Origin of the sequence: Pseudomonas sp. AN3A02, from assembly GCF_011765255.1 — a bacterium.
Lineage (GTDB): Bacteria > Pseudomonadota > Gammaproteobacteria > Pseudomonadales > Pseudomonadaceae > Aquipseudomonas.
The window spans coordinates 591,986-609,585 of sequence record NZ_JAARNI010000002.1 but is presented as its reverse complement, the minus strand read 5'-3'; the positions used below and the strand labels follow the sequence as shown (position 1 = coordinate 609,585).

The window sequence follows — 17,600 nt, the reverse complement described above, 5'->3', positions numbered from 1 at the left end:
GTAAGCGGTTCAGAAAACCCAGTGTTCAGTCGAAGGGGCGGCCTGAGTGCCCTGGGTCAGTTGCAGCGGTGATTGCATGTTCGGCTTCATGACGGCCAGCTGAGGGCGCTGCTGGAGGTGATGGGGAATCGCCTGGCTGACCTGCGCGGCATCATCAGTGGTTGTAGGTTGAAAATGGAACATCACCAGCGCAGCCAGAGCAACGGTATTGAGGGCTAGTAGAAGTGCGCTGTTCATGGGCATGTTCTCCGCAGATGGCTGGGCCGGACTGTATTTGTAGGATAAAGGATTGCAGGCGCCGTGCCAGTCTTTATTTGATATTAAATCCTTTAAAATCATACAGTTATATATGGTCCGGGTTGTCGTGATGTTGCAATTTGCAATGATGGCATTTTGGGGTAGTGCATTTTGCACGACGGTTGCGAATTGCCCGCAATCATTGCCTGGAATGCGACTGGGTGTCGCGGGCATAGGCCTACACTTAAAAAGCCCACGGACGACATGACAAAATTGACCCGCGCCGTTAACATGCACGCCGTCCGTCGCCGTGCTCTTGGCCGGCTGGCTGTCATTAGTCCCAGTAGCTCAATTGGATAGAGCATCCCCCTCCTAAGGGGAAGGTTGGCCGTTCGAACCGGCCCTGGGACACCACATAATCGTTCCTGCCCAAGCGGCCCGAACTTCAGAAAGCCCCGATCAGATTTATCTGGCGGGGCTTTTTTGTGCCTGGGCCCTATGGTCTCCAGTCTTTTCAAACACCAACCGAACCTTGCCCGCGTTTGAGGTTCACACGGGAGGCAAGGGCGAGGCGGCGCAAGTATTCGTCGGCATCGTGTACCTCGCAGGTCACTGTCGAGCGTCTGACACGTAGCCAATTGGCATGAGCAAAATATTCCCCGGCAACCGCGTGTTTTGGCTGTCCGGACCCAACGACCCGGGACTATCATTCCGATAGCCCTGAACCCCATTGCAAGGAGCCGCTCGGAACGCCGATGCGCCAGATCTGGAAACCTTTTCGAGCCCTTTATTTTGCTTCCCTGATGATGCTGATCGGCTCCGGCCTGCTCAGTACTTACCTGGCCTTGCGCCTGGCGGCAGATCACGTCGACAGCCTGTGGGTGGGTGCGTTGATGGCCGCCAACTATTTTGGCCTGGTCTTGGGGGGCAAGATCGGTCACCGCCTGATTGGCCGCGTCGGGCATATCCGGGCCTACGCCACCTGCGCCGGGATCGTCGGCGCGGCGGTGTTGGGCCACGGGCTGATCAACTGGCTGCCAGCCTGGATTGTGCTGCGGATGATTGTCGGCCTGGGCATGATGTGCCAGTACATGGTCATCGAGAGCTGGCTTAACGAGCAGGCTGAAGCCAAGCAGCGCGGTGCGGTGTTCAGCGGCTATATGATTGCTTCGTACCTCGGCCTGGTGCTGGGCCAACTGATCCTTGTGATGCACCCTGAGTTGGGCCTTGAGTTGCTGATGCTGGTCGCGCTGTGTTTTGCGCTGTGCCTGGTGCCGGTGGCCATGACTCGCCGTATTCACCCGGCACCGCTGCATCCGGCGCCGATGGAGCCGCGCTTCTTTATCAAGCGGGTGCCGCAATCCCTCAGTACGGTGTTGGGTGCCGGGCTGATCGTGGGTTCGTTCTACGGTTTGGCGCCGCTTTACGCGTCCCAGCAGGGGCTGACCACCGAGCAGGTCGGTCTGTTCATGGGTAGCTGTATTTTCGCCGGGCTGCTGGTGCAGTGGCCGTTGGGCTGGTTGTCCGATCGATATGACCGCGCGCTGTTGATTCGCTGCTTTGCCTTGTGCCTGGCGGTGGCCGCGTTGCCGTTGGCGATCATGACCCAGGTGCCGTTGGAAGTGCTGTTTGTTGCGGGCTTTCTCTGTTCCCTGGTGCAGTTCTGCCTGTACCCGCTGGCCGTGGCGTTTTCCAACGACCACGTCGAGGGCGATCGCCGGGTGTCGCTCACGGCGATGTTGCTGGTGACCTACGGTGTCGGTGCCAGTATCGGGCCGTTGTTGGCGGGTGTGGTGATGAAGCTGTTCGGCAGCCACATGCTGTATGCGTTTTTCAGCCTGTGTGCGTTGATCCTGGTTTGGCGCATTCGGCCCAAGGCAGTCACCAACCTGCATCAGGTGGACGATGCACCGCTGCATCACGTAGCGATGCCCGACAGCATGTCCAGCTCGCCGCTGGTGGCGTGCCTCGACCCGCGTGTGGATGAGCAGGTGGTGCAGGACCAGATGCAGACTGCCGTTCCAGACCCTGAGCCTGAAGTCGATCCTGAGGTGGAGGAGCCATCACCGGTTACCGAGCCCCCGGAGCATCCGGACCCGGATGATCACCCCCACGACCTGAGCAGGGCGCGTCCCTGAAAACAAAAACGGGCAGTTCCCTTGAGGAACTGCCCGCTTTTTTATCGCGACCTTTAGTGTTTAAAGATCATCGTCCTTGTCGAAGCGGCGCGCTTCACGCTGCAGTTGGTACACAAACCGCTCGACCTGACGCTGCACCAGCCCGCTCATGTTGTGAAAGCGTACGCCAGCGAAGGTGGTGTTGATCCTTTCTTCGAAGTGCAGGTAACGCAGTTCCACCGAGGTGGTCATGCTGCCAAAGGGCAGGGCGGCGATGAAGCGGTCGTAGACCTGGCCCAGTTGCAGGCGTTCGGAGATGTCCCCTTCGAACCGCAATTTGCAGCCAGTGGCGGAAATATCCAGCAACTTGCCGCTGATAGGGGCCTTGAGTTTGTCGCCACCCAGTTCCACGCCGACCAGTTGCGCCAGCTTCAGGGCGGCGCGGAAGGCATTGCGACGCTGATGGTAAATTACTTCGTCGGGCATGCTGCCGCGGTAAATGCGGTGGCCGCCAGCTTCGTCGGTGGTCAGGGTGCCGTTGCTTTCCCAGGCCACCCGCACGCCATCGTGAAAACCTTCGATACGGAAAGCTTCGCCATTCTCTAGGTAGCGTTCGCCGTCCCGCGGGATCATTTCGTCCAGGGCCAGCGTCTTGCTGTCCCGGTCGATTTCCACCAGGTAGCTTTGAAAGCGCTGGTTGCGTTCGTGGAAGGTGATGATCAGCGGATCATGGCTCTCTTGCAGCATCCGCAAGGTGCCAGCGATTTCCAGCGGCGTGGTGAGTACCTTGGGTGGCTGCGGAGCATCTTCCGCGTTAGGGGCGTTGAACACGGTTCTTCCATCTCCAGACAAAATACGACTACACGCAAGTGCTTTCATTTTGCCAGCATGTGACACGCCTTGGATAGGGCGCGCTTAAGCTGGTTTCAGGCTTGGCTGCGGGTGCTTGGCTTGGCCAGGCGTGAGGTAGAGCCTTGAGCGTTGTAGAGGGCCGGAGGCTCGCCGCCGTGGAGGATACGCAACTGATTGGCGGTGGTGGCTTGCTGAAGCTGGATCGCCTGGCCGTTGAGAATGTTGGTTTCCTGGCACAGGGTCAGCAACTGGTTGAGTTCTTTGCTTTGGGCCAGCAACTGGTCGCCCACCGTGGAGTGGCTGGCGAGTTGCTCCAGGCCCTTGTGGTCGGCCGAGAGGCCCAGGCTGAGGAGAATCTGGCTGCGCTTCTTGCCGTGCTGTTCCAGCAGGACGATCAGCGACTGCTTGCGCGCCAGGATTTCTTCCAGCATGCGCATGTCCCGGCCGAACAGGGCCAGGGACTCTTCCCGAAGTAGCTCCAGCAACTGCTGTGCAGGAGGCAGGTCTTCAATGATCAGTTGTAGCAAGTTTTCGTCGTGCATGGCTGGCCTTGGGGTTTAAGCGTCCAAAAGCCTGGCGCAGGCCTTTGCCTAGCGCTCGGCTTCGAAGTTAAGCAGCTTGCTGGCTACACGGTTGCTGTCGACCTTATAGCTGCCATCCGCAATCGCCTGCTTCAATTCGGCCACGCGGGCTTTGTTGACAACCGGTTGATCGCTCAGCGAGTCAGTGACCTTCTGCAACTGTTGAGCCTCATTGCTCAGGTGTACCGATTCCCCGCTTTGGCTGGCACCGGCCTGTTCTGTCTTGGCAGGCAGAGGCTGGGACTTGGCTTCAACGCTGTCTTTGGCACCGTTGGTGCGCGAAGATCCGGGCGTTGGCAGGGCGTTATTCAAACGACTGAAATCGATGACCATGTTAAAAAACCTCTGGGTATTTGGACGCTTGCCATGTTTTCGGCCATACCCGGACAAACTTTAGGCTCGATTGACAATAAACCTATACGCGATACCGCTTTGCGCACAGTGTAGGAAAAGCCGGCGTCCGATGCCAGTGATCTATAAAGCTACCTCAACTTGCCCCGGTGCCGTCACCCGGGCCTTGATCACGCGGTTGGAGTTGAGGTTCTTCACGCGAATCTGCTCACTCATGCCGCCATTGGACAGGGCTTCCCCCGGCATTTTTACATTCAGGCCGCCGCTGCTGGCGGAGATCACCACCTGGTCACCTTTGCGCACCACTTCGGCCTGCTCAAGATGAACCAGGGTAATCACTTGGTCGGCAACCATTGGTCGGGTAAGTTTTTGCCCGAGTGCCTGGTCCAGGGACGTGAGGTAGCCCTGATTGATCTGGCTGATGTCCCGTTCGCGCATCGCAACGTCCTCATAACCAATGATTCCGGTGCGTTTCAGCGGGCGGGTCACCACCACGACGTCGCGAAACAATTTGACCTGGGCCGGTACAAACACCGTCCAGGGCGAGGCGCCTTCGCAGCGCACCTTCACGGTCACGCGCCCGATGGGTTGGGCGGGGCTCTCAAGGGAGGCTGTCAATTCCTTGTCGCACATGGGCATGCGCAGGCGCGGATCCAACTGGTTGACCTGGATTTCATAGCGGCCCGGTGTCTGCGTCGTCGCCAGATAATCTTCTACAGTGAACTCAAGAAAGCCTTGAGTGACGCCGATAAGTAGATCAGGCAAGGTGACGTTATCGGCGCGGGCCGGCTGGCCCATAGCCAAGGCAAGCAACGCCATCGAGGCGCAGAGCAATCTGCGGTACTGTGGGGATCGGGGGCGTCGGGAAACTGTCGTTTTGATGTCCATGGCCAATAAAAAAGCAAAGCTCGTGCCGTTTAGTGTTGGGTACGCGTCGTACCCCTAAGTTTTAGCGTAGGAGTCTGGGCATGGCCGGTGTAATGGATTCAGTAAACCAGCGCACACAGCTGGTGGGGCAGAATCGCCTGGAGTTGCTGCTGTTCCGTCTGGACGGCAAGCAGTTGTACGGGATTAACGTCTTCAAGGTTCGGGAAGTGCTGCAGTGTCCCAAGCTGACAATAATGCCCAAGTCCAGCCCGGTGGTTTGCGGTGTGGCCAACATTCGTGGCGCAACCATCCCGATTCTTGACCTGGCCATGGCCACCGGTTCGGCGGGGTTGCAGGACCGCGAGAGCCCGTTTGTGATCATCACCGAGTACAACACCAAGACCCAGGGTTTCCTGGTGCGCTCGGTGGAGCGCATCGTCAACATGAACTGGGAAGAGATCCATCCGCCGCCCAAGGGCACCGGTCGCGATCACTACCTCACGGCGGTGACGCGGGTCGACAACCAGTTGGTGGAAATCATCGACGTGGAGAAAATCCTCGCCGAAGTGGCTCCGACCTCGGAGGCGATTTCGGTGGGTGTGGTAGACGCCGAAACCGCGCACAAGGCGATCTCGCTGCGGGTGCTGACGGTGGATGACTCCTCGGTGGCGCGCAAACAGGTGTCCCGTTGCCTGCAGACGGTTGGCGTTGAAGTGGTGGCGCTCAATGACGGTCGCCAGGCCCTGGATTACCTGCGCAAGCTGGTGGACGAGGGCAAGAAGCCGGAAGAAGAATTCCTGATGATGATCTCCGACATCGAGATGCCGGAAATGGACGGCTACACCCTCACGGCCGAGATACGCAACGACCCACGCATGCAAAAATTACATATCATCCTGCATACTTCGTTGTCGGGTGTATTCAATCAGGCGATGGTCAAGAAGGTCGGTGCCGATGACTTCCTGGCCAAATTCCGCCCTGATGACCTGGCATCCCGGGTAGTCGACCGGATCAAGGCAGCAGATCACGGCTAGGGGCCTTTTCCCTGGCGGTCACACGATTTAAGAGGCGGTATCATTGTCTACGGGTAATTTGGATTTCGAACAGTTCCGGGTCTTCCTGGAAAAAGCCTGTGGCATATTGCTCGGTGAAAACAAGCAGTACCTGGTATCCAGCCGTCTCAACAAACTGATGGAGCAGCAGGGCATCAAGTCCCTCGGGGAGTTGGTGCAACGGATCCAGGGCCAGCCGCGCAGCGGGCTCAAGGAGATGGTGGTCGATGCCATGACCACCAACGAAACCTTGTGGTTTCGCGATACCTATCCGTTTGAAGTGCTCAAGAACAAGGTGCTGCCTGAGGCGATCAAGGCCGCACCGGGCCAGCGCCTGCGCATCTGGTCGGCCGCCTGTTCGTCGGGGCAGGAACCGTATTCGATCTCGATGTCCATCGATGAGTTCGAGCGGACCAACATGGGCCAGTTGAAGGCCGGGGCGCAAATTGTGGCCACGGACTTGTCCGGCACCATGCTCACCAACTGCAAGACCGGCGAGTACGACAGCCTGGCACTGGGGCGCGGGTTGTCCCCGGAGCGCTTGCAGCGTTTCTTCGATCCCAAAGGCGCGGGGCGTTGGGCAGTCAAGGCTCCGATCAAGAGCCGGGTCGAGTTTCGCTCGTTCAACCTGCTGGACAGCTACGCCAGCTTGGGCAAGTTCGATATGGTGTTTTGCCGCAATGTGTTGATCTACTTCTCGGCCGAGGTGAAGAAAGACATTCTGTTGCGCATCCACGGCACCCTCAAGCGCGGTGGTTATCTGTTCCTTGGCGCTTCCGAGGCGCTGAACGGTTTGCCGGATCATTACCAGATGGTGCAGTGCAGTCCTGGGATCATTTACCAGGCCAAGTGATGAATGCTTGAGCAAAAATGCTTGAACAAAAAAGGGAGGCCTGCACAGGCCTCCCTTTTTTTTTGGCCGCAAAGCGGCAAACCCTCATTGCCGCTTTACTGGCGTTTCGCGGAAACCCTTTGCCGCTTTTCTGGCATTGCCGCCGGCAATTGCCCCGCAAACCCTTGTAATACGGCCCTCAAAAGAATTGGCATGCCGATTGCTATAACCCTGTTACGAAAAGCAGGTCAGCCCCTAAAGGTTTCCGCCATGAGCATCAGCTTCGATAAAGCGCTCGGTATCCACGAACAAGCCCTGGGCTTCCGCGCCCAGCGTGCCGAAGTCCTGGCTAACAACATCGCCAACGCCGACACCCCGAACTACAAGGCTCGGGACCTGGACTTCTCTGCCGTGCTCGCCGCACAGCAAGACAAGACCAAGAACGGCACCTTCGCCTTGAACATGACCAACAGCCGTCATATCGAAGCGCAAGGCCTGGGCAATGGTGACGAGTCGCTGCTGTATCGCACGCCGATGCAACCGTCGATCGACCAGAACACCGTGGACGCCCAACTGGAGCAATCGGCCTACGCCGAGAACTCGGTGAACTTCCAGGCCAGCTTCACCCTGCTCAACAGCAAATTCAAAGGGCTGATGTCAGCCCTGCGTGGAGAATAAGCCATGTCCCTCGCCAGTGTTTTCAATATTGCCGGTAGTGGCATGAGCGCCCAGACCACGCGCCTCAACACCGTCGCCAGTAACATCGCCAACGCGGAGACCGTGTCTTCGAGCATTGACCAGACCTACCGTGCCCGGCACCCGGTGTTCGCCACCATGTTCCAGGGCGGCCAGGGCGGCCAGAGCGGTAGCGGCGATTCGCTGTTCCAGAACCAGGATGCCGCAGGCCAGGGCGTGCAGGTGCTTGGTGTAGTCGAAGACCAAAGCAACCTCGAAGCCCGCTACGAACCGAACCACCCTGCCGCGAACGAAAAAGGGTACGTGTACTACCCCAACGTCAACGTGGTCGAGGAAATGGCAGACATGATCTCCGCCAGCCGCTCGTTCCAGACCAACGCGGAAATGATGAACACCGCCAAAACCATGATGCAGAAGGTCCTGACCCTGGGTCAGTGATAAGGGGCGCCAAATAATGGCCATTGTTGATACCAGTTCGACGAACACGGCGGTCCAGGACCTTTTCAACTCCAAGGTCAAGACTGCGACAGATAACAGCAGCGTCGGCGACGCAGCCAAGTCGGCGACGGGTAACCAGTCGTTGGGCAAGGACGCGTTCCTGCAACTGCTGGTCACCCAACTGAAAAACCAGAACCCGCTGTCGCCCCAGGACAACGGCGCGTTCGTGGCACAGCTGGCACAGTTCAGCAGCCTGGAAGGCATCAACACCCTGAACGACTCGGTGAATGCGATTTCCAGCAACTTCAGCTCCTCGCAGGCACTGCAGGCTTCGTCGCTGGTGGGTCGCTCGGTGATCACCCAGACCGACAAGTCCATGGTCGACACCAGCAAGAGCATGACCGGCTCCGTGGCAGTGACGGCGGCGACGGGCAACGTCTCGGTCAAGATTACCGACAAGGACGGCAACGTCGTTCGCACCCTCGACATGGGTGCCCAGAGCGCCGGCAATTCCAGCTTTGTCTGGGACGGCAAGAACGATGCGGGCGAGACGGCGCCAGCCGGCACCTACACCTTCAATGCCACCACCAAGAATGACAAGGGCGACTCGGTTGCCTTGCTCACCTCGCTGCCGGCAACGGTGACCAGTGTGACCCTGAGCCAGACCGGCGGCGAAATGCTGCTCAACCTGGCGGGCGGCATGGGCAGCATCAAGCTGTCGCAAATTCAGACTATCGGTACATAGAGCCGGCTAGATACGGCAAAAGGAGAGAACAATGTCTTTTAATATCGGCCTTAGCGGCCTCTATGCGGCCAACAAACAACTGGACGTGACCGGTAACAACATTGCCAACGTCGCGACCACCGGCTTCAAGTCGTCCCGTGCCGAATTCTCGGATATCTACGCGGCGTCCAAGCTGGGCACCGGCCAGAACAGCATCGGCAACGGTGTGAACCTGGCAGCCGTGTCCCAGCAGTTCACCCAGGGTGACGTCAACAACAGTGGCGGCACGCTGGACATGGCGATCCAGGGCGGCGGCTTCTTCGTGCAGAAGGGCAGCGACGGTTCGCTGGAGTACACCCGTAACGGTGCCTTCCGTGCCGACAAGGACGGCTACATCACCAACAACACCGGCACCTCGCGCCTGCAAGGCTACGCGGCGGACGCCGATGGCAACATCCAGAAGGGCGGCTTGACCGACCTTCAGCTCAACCTGTCGTACCTGCCGCCGAAGGCTTCGAGCAAGGTGGACTCCACCAGTAACCTGAACTCGTCCTCGCCGGTGATCGACCAGACCAAGACCCCGTTTGATCCGACCAAGTCGGAGACCTTCACCACTCAATACTCCACCACGCTCTACGATACGCAGGGCAACGCGCATCCGATGGTGCAGTACCTGGTGAAGACGGACTCCAACACCTGGAAGTCCTACACCCTGATCGATGGGCGCAACCCTGACGGTTCGCCGATCAGTGGCACCGGTACCGACGTGAAGGCGCCTGTTGCCTCGACGCTGTCGTTTGACACCGCCGGCAAGCTCTCGGGCATCATCACCCCGCCAGCCACCGCTTCGAACACCACCCTGACCATTTCCGACTGGAAGCCGGGTGGCCTGGTCAATGGTGTCTGGACGTCTAACGGCGCGGCCGCCAACACGGACGGCGTGGCCGTCAACATGGCGAACATCACCCAGTTCAACTCGGCTACCTACCGCAACCCGCCAACCACCGACGGTTACGCCACCGGTCAAATTACCGGGCTGAAAATCGACGGCAGCGGCGTACTGTTCGCTACTTTCAGCAACCAGCAGAGCAAGGCCATCGGCCAGATTTCCTTGGCCAGCTTCAACAACGAGCAGGGCCTGCAGCCAGCCGGCGGCACCACCTGGAAAGAAACCTTCGCGTCGGGCCAGCCGGGTTTTGATACCCCGCAAGTCGGTACCCTGGGTTCGATCGTGGCCAACTCCCTGGAGAACTCCAACGTCAACCTGACCAACGAGCTGGTGGACCTGATCAAGGCCCAGAGCAACTATCAGGCGAACGCCAAGACCATCTCCACCCAGAGCACCATCATGCAGACCATCATCCAGATGACCTGATGCTGTCGCTTTAAGCCGCAACACTGGAAAAGCCCCTCGGTCGAGGGGCTTTTTTTTGCCTGCCGATTGTCCCAGGCTGTCATGGGATGACATGGTTTTGGCGGAACGGCCTACGCCTGTTTTTCCACCCACGAAGCCTAGAAGGCTGAGGTCAACGGGTGGAGAGCAGGCAATGGCGAGTGTGTCGGTTTCAGGTGGTGTCATCGGGGGCGTGAGTTTTTCAGGTCGGGGTATTGCGACGCCAGATCGGTCGGACGATGAAGAAAACAAGGGTGTCTCTAACGAGGAAACGGTCAAAAAGCTGCTCACAGCGTTGGATGACGCCGAGAAAACTTCCAAGGGCCAGCTCGCGCAAGATCTGCGAGACAAGCTCAACGAAGTGCGCGGGGAGATCGGTGACGAGAAATTCAGGGAAATTCTCAACAAGCTGATTGAAGAGGCTTCCGGGCAGTGGCTTGAGTTTCTCAAACAACTGCTGAAGATGTTGTTTCCGGACTCGGACGACACACCGCCATCCCCATCCCCAGCTCCTGCTCCTGCCCCTGCCCCATCGCCAGGGGGTGGTGGCGGCGGGGGCGGGGCTAACAGAAATGATTTTGGCCCCAGCGACCCCATGAGCAACAAGCCGCTGACCGAAGGTTCAAAGCATTTCAACTACAAGCCCGACAACAGCAATCCTGGAAAGCCACCGGACAATATCTGGAGTGGCTTCCGCCAGGGCTCCGATGGCAACTGCGTCACCGTTTCAGCGATAAAGGGGGCGATGATGCGGTACGGTCAGAAACCCACGGACGTTTTCAAGGACGTGAAAGAGACGGACGATGGCTATCGCGTGAAAATGCGGGACGACTTCGAGCTTGATTTGTCCAAGGACGAACTCAAGCAGGCCGCCGCGTATGCACAGTTTAAAGGCGATGATCCGGAGATGCTGACCGATGCAAACTTCATGTTTGCCGCGAGTGCCAAGCGTGCGCAGATTGAAGGAAATGGTCTGGACGACAGGCCGGGTGAAGCGCAGAGAAGCTTTGCCCATGCGATGCAGAGCTTGAACAACGGCGAAATGCCCCACGAGGGGCTGGATCGCCTTGGGTTGAAGGGGCTCTACAGAAACTCCTCAAGCAGTGAGCTGGCGAGCGGCACGCTGGGTGTCGTGGCCTATGATCGTCATTCAATGGCGGTGATTGGTGGGCAAGTCGAGCTGTGGGGCCGGCGGGGCGGCTCGCCTAAGCAGGGTATTGCGTACGCGTTCCTCTAAGGGCGTTAAAACGAAAAAACCCGATAAACCCTATGCAGTCGGGGTTTATCGGGTTTTTCAATCCCGGGCGTTCAAGCCCGGGACCGGCTCAGCTTATTGGCAAGCTTCGCAATCCGGCTCGTCGATCGCGCAGGCTTTTGGCACTGGCGCTGGACCGGCAGGTGCCGCGAGAACCGAATCATCACCATGGTTGCCGCCGCTGGAAACAGCGTTCAGCTTGCCGGTGTTGATGGTCGACTTCTCGGTGCTGGTAGCGGCCAGGGCACGGAGGTAGTAAGTGGTTTTCAGGCCACGGTACCAAGCCATGCGGTAGGTCACGTCCAGCTTCTTGCCCGATGCGCCGGCAATGTACAGGTTCAGCGACTGAGCCTGGTCGATCCACTTCTGACGACGGCTGGCAGCGTCGACGATCCACTTGGTGTCCACTTCGAAGGCAGTCGCGTAGAGCTCTTTGAGTTCTTGCGGGATGCGTTCGATCTGCTGCACCGAACCGTCGTAGTACTTCAGGTCGTTGATCATGACCGAATCCCACAGGCCGCGGGCTTTCAGGTCGCGAACCAGGTACGGGTTGATCACGGTGAATTCGCCCGACAGGTTCGATTTCACATACAGGTTCTGGTAGGTCGGTTCGATCGACTGCGACACGCCAGTGATGTTGGCGATGGTGGCGGTCGGTGCGATGGCCATGATGTTGGAGTTACGAATGCCTTTCTGCACACGGGCACGTACCGGTGCCCAGTCCAGGGATTCGTTCAGGTCAACGTCGATGTACTTCTGGCCACGCTGCTCGATCAGGATCTGTTGCGAATCCAGCGGCAGGATGCCTTTGGACCACAGCGAACCCTGGAACGTCTCGTAGGCGCCGCGCTCGTCGGCCAGGTCGCAGGAAGCCTGGATCGCGTAGTAGCTGACCGCTTCCATGGACTTGTCGGCGAACTCGACCGCAGCGTCCGAACCGTAAGGAATGTGCTGCAGGTACAGCGCATCCTGGAAGCCCATGATGCCCAAGCCGACCGGGCGGTGCTTGAAGTTGGAGTTCTGCGCCTGTGGTACCGAGTAGTAGTTGATGTCGATAACGTTATCGAGCATGCGAACGGCGGTGTTCACGGTGCGTTCCAGCTTGGCGGTGTCCAGCTTGCCGTTGACGATGTGGTTCGGCAGGTTGATCGAGCCCAGGTTGCAAACGGCGATCTCGTCCTTGTTGGTGTTCAAGGTGATCTCGGTGCACAGGTTCGAGCTGTGGACCACGCCCACGTGCTGCTGCGGGCTGCGCAGGTTGCACGGGTCTTTGAAGGTCAGCCATGGGTGGCCGGTTTCAAACAGCATGGACAGCATTTTGCGCCACAGGTCTTTGGCCTGGATGGTCTTGAACAGCTTGATCTTGCCCGGGTACTGGGACAGGGCTTCGTAGTACTCGTAACGCTCTTCGAAGGCCTTGCCGGTCAGGTCGTGCAGGTCTGGCACTTCGGATGGCGAGAACAGGGTCCACGGGCCGTCATCGAAGACACGCTTCATGAACAGGTCAGGGATCCAGTTGGCGGTGTTCATGTCGTGGGTACGACGACGATCATCACCGGTGTTCTTGCGCAGTTCGATGAACTCTTCGATGTCCATGTGCCAGGTTTCCAGGTAGGCACACACAGCGCCTTTGCGCTTGCCACCCTGGTTCACGGCTACAGCGGTGTCGTTCACCACTTTCAGGAACGGTACAACGCCTTGGGACTTGCCGTTGGTACCTTTGATGTACGAACCCAGTGCACGCACCGGCGTCCAGTCGTTACCCAGGCCGCCAGCGAATTTGGACAACATGGCGTTGTCGTGGATCGCGTGGTAGATGCCCGACAGGTCATCCGGCACGGTGGTCAGGTAGCAGCTGGACAGCTGTGGACGCAGGGTGCCGGCGTTGAACAGGGTTGGGGTCGACGACATGTAGTCGAAGGACGACAACAGGTTGTAGAACTCGATGGCGCGGTCTTCTTTGTGCTTCTCTTCGATCGCCAGGCCCATGGCCACGCGCATGAAGAACACTTGCGGCAGTTCGAAGCGGATCCCGTCCTTGTGGATGAAGTAACGGTCGTACAGGGTTTGCAGGCCCAGGTAGGTGAACTGCTGGTCGCGCTCGTGGTTGATTGCCTTGCCGAGTTTTTCCAGGTCGAAGGTGGCCAGGACCGGGTTCAGCAATTCGAATTCGATACCCTTGGCGATGTAGGCAGGCAAGGCCTTGGCGTACAGGTCGACCATCTCGTGGTGCGTGGCGCTGTCGGCGACGCCGAGGAAGCCCAGGCCTTCGGCACGCAGGGTGTCCATCAGCAGGCGCGCGGTCACGAACGAGTAGTTCGGCTCACGTTCAACCAGGGTACGGGCGGTCATGACCAGGGCGGTGTTGACGTCGGTCAGGGCCACGCCGTCGTACAGGTTCTTCAGGGTTTCGCGCTGGATCAGGTCACCATCGACTTCTTCCAGGCCTTCGCAGGCCTCGGTGATGATGGTGTTCAGGCGGCCCAGGTCCAGCGGTGCAAACGTACCGTCAGCCAGGGTGATGCGGATCGACGGGTGAGCTTGTACGGCAGCTTCTTCGGCCGGGGAGCGTACGGCACGTTCCTTGGCGCGGGAGTCACGGTAGATCACGTAGTCGCGGGCAACTTTCTGCTCGCCGGCACGCATCAGGGCCAGTTCGACCTGGTCCTGGATTTCTTCGATGTGGATGGTGCCGCCCGATGGCATGCGACGCTTGAACGTTGCGCTGACCTGTTCGGTCAGGCGCGCAACGGTGTCGTGGATGCGCGACGAGGCAGCAGCGGTGCCGCCTTCAACTGCAAGAAACGCTTTGGTGATCGCGACGGTGATTTTGTCATCGGTGTAAGGAACGACAGTGCCGTTACGCTTGATCACACGCAGTTGGCCGGGTGCGGTGGCGGACAGATCCAGGTTCGAATCAGCGGCCTGCGGCACGGAGCCCTGCGGGTTCTCGCGAGTTGTGTCGGTTTGCATGGGGGGTTGTCTCCACATTCTATATTTATTTGGGCACCATCACGGTGCCCACCGTTCCGTCCTGAAGCACTTACAACAGGCCTGGGCCTGGCATAACAACTTCGGGACAGGAGGAAGGGAGCTGTTCGCGCCGCTTCCATGCCGAAGTCTTCGGTACAAGCTTGGGGCTCTTTACCGTATTCCTGGTGGGTGACAGTTTCGTACTGCAACACCCGTACCGTTTTTGCCTGATCGGGGCTAAAAACGGCTGCCATCCGCGTGCGCGGTTTGGTCTTCTGAAAAAGGCTTAAGTTCAACCAAACAGGAGCAAGAAAGAGCTTGAGTTTCTTGTCTGATTTGTGTTTGGTCTTTTCGCTGAAAACCCTACATGTAGGGTTTTTTTGGCGACGACCTACAAGATAATGCGTTTTGGGGGGTATGGCAACGCACTACCTGTGGATAACGCTGTGGGTAAAATGTGTATGAAACGTGGAACAGGCGTGTAGGCCGCAGTACTGCTGCATCGCGCCGTTTGTCACCGAATATTCCGAGTTAAAAACATCCGGTTGGATTTTTGCGGGCGCGAACCCTATCACAAAAAAACACCATCCCCGAACGCATTTGCGCGCTTGTACTAGAGGGCTGGCTCATGGCTACAATCGCCTCTTGTTTCACGCGATATCTTGTTCGCTCCACATGACAACTGTAGGAGCGGGCTTGCCCGCGAAGGACGTCAACGATAACGCTGGAAACCTGAATAAACGCGGCACCCTTGAGTTTTTCGCGGGCAAGCCCGCTCCTACAATAATGAGAACCGAGGTAACGCATGGAGCATGAAGCCTGGCAGGTATTGATTGTCGAGGACGACGAGCGACTGGCCGAGTTGACCCGTGACTATTTGGAGAGCAACGGCCTGCGCGTCTCGGTGGAGGGCAACGGCGCCCTGGCGGCGGCGCGGATCATCGCCGAACAGCCGGACCTGGTGATCCTCGACCTGATGTTGCCCGGCGAAGACGGCCTGAGCATCTGCCGCAAGGTGCGCGAGGACTACGACGGGGTGATCCTGATGCTGACCGCGCGCACCGACGACATGGACCAGGTGCTGGGCCTGGACATGGGCGCCGACGACTACGTGTGCAAACCCGTACGCCCACGCCTGCTGCTGGCGCGCATTCAAGCGCTGCTGCGGCGCAGCGAAAGCGTCGAGCCGGCCATCCCCGAAAAACAGCGCCGCCTGCAATTCGGCCCGCTGGTGGTGGACAACGCCCTGCGTGAGGCCTGGCTGCACGAGGGCGGCATCGAGCTGACCAGCGCCGAATTCGACCTGTTGTGGCTGCTGGTGGCGAATGCCGGGCGAATTCTCTCCCGGGAAGAAATTTTCACCGCCTTGCGCGGTATTGGCTACGACGGCCAGGACCGCTCCATCGACGTACGCATCTCGCGGATTCGCCCGAAAATCGGCGACGACCCGATCCACCCACGGCTGATCAAGACCATTCGCAGCAAAGGCTACCTGTTCGTCCCCGAAGCTGCCGCTGACCTTACGCCGTGAACTCGATCTTCCTGCGTATCTACGGCGGCATGTGCGCGGCGCTGATTCTGGTGGCGTTGCTCGGTGTGCTGGCCCTGCACCTGCTCAATGAAGTGCGCAGCGGCCAGTACCGAGAGCGCCTGGCCCATGGCACCTTCGCGTTGATGGGCGACAACCTGCAACCCATGAGCGCCATCGAGCGCCGCCGTGCCCTGGCGGTATGGGAACGCTTGCTGGGCATCCCGCTGGAATTGCAGACCGTGGCCGAGGCGCATCTGGACCTGAGCCAGCGCACCCGCCTGCAACGCGGCCAGGTGTTGGTGGAGCAAACCGGCCCCCACGCGGCCAGGGTGCTGCGGCTGGTGAGTGATCAGGAGCAACTGCTGCTCACCGGTGAAGTGCAGCAAATCAGCGAACAACTGGCCCGCGCGACCATTTACCTGCTGGCCGATGAACTGGTGCGTTTTCCGGTGGCCGAGCAACCGCAAAAACTCGCCGACCTGAAAGAGGCCAAGGGCTTTGGATTCGAGATGCACCTGGTGATGCTCGACCAGGCTGACATGGACGAAGACCAGCGCCGCCGTGTGTCCGAGGGCGACACAGTGATGGCCCTGGGCAAGGGCGGTGATTCGATCCGGGTGTTTGCCGGCATGGTCGGCACGCCGTGGGTCCTGGAAATCGGCCCGCTGTACCAGATGAACCCGTACCCGCCGCAGTGGTTGATCCTGATCGCGCTGATCAGCCTGACCCTGATCGGCTTGATCGTCTATTTATTGGTGCGCCAACTGGAGCGGCGCTTGAGTGGCCTGGAAGCTGCCGCCACGCGCATCGCCAAGGGCAGCCTCGAAGTACGGGTGCCGGCCCGGGGCGCCGATTCGGTAGGGCGCCTGGCGGCAGCGTTTAATGGCATGGCCGAACACCTGCAACGGCTGCTGGCGATCCAGCGCGAACTGGTGCGCGCGGTGTCCCACGAATTGCGCACCCCGGTGGCACGCCTGCGGTTCGGCCTGGAGATGATTGGTGACGCGGCCACGCCTGAGGCGCGGCGCAAGTACATGGAAGGCATGGACAGCGACATCCAGGACCTCGATGGCCTGGTGGACGAAATGCTGACTTATGCGCGACTGGAGCAGGGTTCGCCGGCGCTGAATTTTCAGCGGGTCGACCTTAGCGCGTTGCTCGATCAGGTGATTGATGAGCTGTCGCCGCTGCGCCCGGAAATCAACGTGGCGCGGGGCATCTGCCTGTCTTCTGCTCATTGGGATGATGCGTGGGTCGAGGCCGAGCCGCGTTACCTGCATCGAGCCCTGCAAAACCTGGTGAGCAATGCCATGCGCCACGCCCAGGGGCAGGTGCTGATCAGTTACCAGGTGGGCCAGGTGCGTTGCCGCATCGACGTGGAAGACGACGGCCCGGGCGTGCCGGAAAGTGCCTGGGAGCGGATCTTCACCCCGTTCCTGCGCCTGGACGACAGCCGTACTCGCGCGTCGGGCGGGCACGGGTTGGGGTTATCGATTGTGCGGCGGATCATCTATTGGCACGGCGGCCGGGCGTTGATCAGCAAGAGTAACAACCTGGGCGGCGCGTGCTTCAGCCTGAGTTGGCCAAGGGACCAAGAGAAACCCTGATTCATTGTGGTGAGGGGGCTTGTCCTGTGGTGAGGGGGCTTGTCCCCCGCTGGAGTGCGAAGCGCTCCCGCTTTTTTGGGGCCGCTGCGCAGCC

The 17,600-nt window shown here is 59.4% G+C and carries 16 protein-coding genes and 1 tRNA gene; 11 read left to right on the top strand and 6 right to left on the bottom strand.

The genetic code is table 11. The annotated features are described in order from the left end of the window. Positions 1–9 precede the first annotated feature (9 nt). Entirely contained in the window at positions 10–237 is a 228-nt protein-coding gene (locus tag HBJ59_RS12610) for a hypothetical protein (RefSeq protein WP_167663952.1), read from the bottom strand. A gap of 337 nt (positions 238–574) precedes the next feature. Between HBJ59_RS12610 and HBJ59_RS12605 the strand changes: the two genes are divergently transcribed. Both HBJ59_RS12605 and HBJ59_RS12600 read left to right on the top strand, forming a co-directional pair. After that, positions 575–651, top strand: a tRNA-Arg gene (locus HBJ59_RS12605). 341 nt (positions 652–992) lie between these two features. Next, positions 993–2,375, top strand: coding sequence for an MFS transporter (locus tag HBJ59_RS12600; protein ID WP_076015031.1), 1,383 nt, complete (start codon positions 993–995; stop codon positions 2,373–2,375). A gap of 60 nt (positions 2,376–2,435) precedes the next feature. On the opposite strand, the gene HBJ59_RS12595 is transcribed toward HBJ59_RS12600, so the two are convergent. The 4 genes from HBJ59_RS12595 to flgA form a co-directional block, all read right to left on the bottom strand. Beyond that, positions 2,436–3,185 carry a flagellar brake protein gene (locus tag HBJ59_RS12595; protein ID WP_167663713.1) on the bottom strand — a complete coding sequence of 250 codons (750 nt, stop codon included), beginning with the start codon at positions 3,183–3,185 and terminating at the stop codon, positions 2,436–2,438. 95 nt (positions 3,186–3,280) lie between these two features. Next, positions 3,281–3,748 (bottom strand): flagellar protein FlgN, encoded by a 468-nt coding sequence (gene flgN, locus HBJ59_RS12590; RefSeq protein ID WP_076015033.1) that lies wholly within the window; start codon positions 3,746–3,748, stop codon positions 3,281–3,283. A gap of 48 nt (positions 3,749–3,796) precedes the next feature. Next, a complete protein-coding gene (flgM, locus tag HBJ59_RS12585; protein ID WP_003214254.1) occupies positions 3,797–4,120 on the bottom strand; it encodes a flagellar biosynthesis anti-sigma factor FlgM in 324 nt (107 codons plus the stop codon). 141 nt (positions 4,121–4,261) lie between these two features. Next, positions 4,262–5,026 (bottom strand): flagellar basal body P-ring formation chaperone FlgA, encoded by a 765-nt coding sequence (gene flgA / locus HBJ59_RS12580; protein ID WP_076015034.1) that lies wholly within the window; start codon positions 5,024–5,026, stop codon positions 4,262–4,264. An 80-nt stretch (positions 5,027–5,106) separates the two neighbouring features. Between flgA and HBJ59_RS12575 the strand changes: the two genes are divergently transcribed. The 7 genes from HBJ59_RS12575 to HBJ59_RS12545 all read left to right on the top strand — a co-directional run bounded on the left by HBJ59_RS12575 (position 5,107) and on the right by HBJ59_RS12545 (position 11,377). Then, a complete protein-coding gene (locus HBJ59_RS12575; RefSeq protein ID WP_003214250.1) occupies positions 5,107–6,039 on the top strand; it encodes a chemotaxis protein CheV in 933 nt (310 codons plus the stop codon). A gap of 43 nt (positions 6,040–6,082) precedes the next feature. Further along, entirely contained in the window at positions 6,083–6,910 is an 828-nt protein-coding gene (cheR, locus tag HBJ59_RS12570; protein WP_010165768.1) for a protein-glutamate O-methyltransferase CheR, read from the top strand. Between the two features lie 249 nt (positions 6,911–7,159). Next, positions 7,160–7,567, top strand: a complete 408-nt coding sequence (gene flgB, locus HBJ59_RS12565) for a flagellar basal body rod protein FlgB (protein ID WP_003214246.1) — start codon at positions 7,160–7,162, stop codon at positions 7,565–7,567. A 3-nt stretch (positions 7,568–7,570) separates the two neighbouring features. Continuing rightward, positions 7,571–8,023, top strand: a complete 453-nt coding sequence (gene flgC / locus HBJ59_RS12560; protein ID WP_003214244.1) for a flagellar basal body rod protein FlgC — start codon at positions 7,571–7,573, stop codon at positions 8,021–8,023. A gap of 16 nt (positions 8,024–8,039) precedes the next feature. Beyond that, positions 8,040–8,768: a flagellar hook assembly protein FlgD gene (gene flgD / locus HBJ59_RS12555; protein ID WP_076015035.1), complete on the top strand. Its 729-nt coding sequence runs from the start codon at positions 8,040–8,042 to the stop codon at positions 8,766–8,768. A 31-nt stretch (positions 8,769–8,799) separates the two neighbouring features. Continuing rightward, positions 8,800–10,122 carry a flagellar hook protein FlgE gene (gene flgE / locus HBJ59_RS12550; protein WP_076015036.1) on the top strand — a complete coding sequence of 441 codons (1,323 nt, stop codon included), beginning with the start codon at positions 8,800–8,802 and terminating at the stop codon, positions 10,120–10,122. 172 nt (positions 10,123–10,294) lie between these two features. Further along, positions 10,295–11,377, top strand: a complete 1,083-nt coding sequence (locus tag HBJ59_RS12545; RefSeq protein WP_178124266.1) for a hypothetical protein — start codon at positions 10,295–10,297, stop codon at positions 11,375–11,377. Between the two features lie 93 nt (positions 11,378–11,470). On the opposite strand, the gene HBJ59_RS12540 is transcribed toward HBJ59_RS12545, so the two are convergent. Further along, a complete protein-coding gene (locus tag HBJ59_RS12540; RefSeq protein WP_076015037.1) occupies positions 11,471–14,368 on the bottom strand; it encodes a ribonucleoside-diphosphate reductase subunit alpha in 2,898 nt (965 codons plus the stop codon). An 805-nt stretch (positions 14,369–15,173) separates the two neighbouring features. Here HBJ59_RS12540 and HBJ59_RS12535 point away from each other — a divergent pair. Beyond that, on the top strand, positions 15,174–15,899 hold the full coding sequence (locus HBJ59_RS12535) for a response regulator (RefSeq protein ID WP_167663712.1): 726 nt from the start codon (positions 15,174–15,176) through the stop codon (positions 15,897–15,899). Further along, positions 15,896–17,506, top strand: a complete 1,611-nt coding sequence (locus HBJ59_RS12530; RefSeq protein ID WP_167663711.1) for an ATP-binding protein — start codon at positions 15,896–15,898, stop codon at positions 17,504–17,506. Before HBJ59_RS12535 ends, HBJ59_RS12530 begins: the two co-directional genes overlap by 4 nt. Positions 17,507–17,600 lie beyond the last annotated feature (94 nt).

Coding starts and splice junctions, on each gene's coding strand:
- flgE (WP_076015036.1), top strand. CDS start 8,800: ATGTCTTTTAATATCGGCCTTAGCGGCCTCTATGCGGCCAACAAACAA.
- flgC (WP_003214244.1), top strand. CDS start 7,571: ATGTCCCTCGCCAGTGTTTTCAATATTGCCGGTAGTGGCATGAGCGCC.
- HBJ59_RS12540 (WP_076015037.1), bottom strand. CDS start 14,368: ATGCAAACCGACACAACTCGCGAGAACCCGCAGGGCTCCGTGCCGCAG.
- HBJ59_RS12535 (WP_167663712.1), top strand. CDS start 15,174: ATGGAGCATGAAGCCTGGCAGGTATTGATTGTCGAGGACGACGAGCGA.
- HBJ59_RS12600 (WP_076015031.1), top strand. CDS start 993: ATGCGCCAGATCTGGAAACCTTTTCGAGCCCTTTATTTTGCTTCCCTG.
- HBJ59_RS12575 (WP_003214250.1), top strand. CDS start 5,107: ATGGCCGGTGTAATGGATTCAGTAAACCAGCGCACACAGCTGGTGGGG.
- flgM (WP_003214254.1), bottom strand. CDS start 4,120: ATGGTCATCGATTTCAGTCGTTTGAATAACGCCCTGCCAACGCCCGGA.
- HBJ59_RS12545 (WP_178124266.1), top strand. CDS start 10,295: ATGGCGAGTGTGTCGGTTTCAGGTGGTGTCATCGGGGGCGTGAGTTTT.
- flgN (WP_076015033.1), bottom strand. CDS start 3,748: ATGCACGACGAAAACTTGCTACAACTGATCATTGAAGACCTGCCTCCT.
- HBJ59_RS12610 (WP_167663952.1), bottom strand. CDS start 237: ATGAACAGCGCACTTCTACTAGCCCTCAATACCGTTGCTCTGGCTGCG.
- flgD (WP_076015035.1), top strand. CDS start 8,040: ATGGCCATTGTTGATACCAGTTCGACGAACACGGCGGTCCAGGACCTT.
- flgB (WP_003214246.1), top strand. CDS start 7,160: ATGAGCATCAGCTTCGATAAAGCGCTCGGTATCCACGAACAAGCCCTG.
- flgA (WP_076015034.1), bottom strand. CDS start 5,026: ATGGACATCAAAACGACAGTTTCCCGACGCCCCCGATCCCCACAGTAC.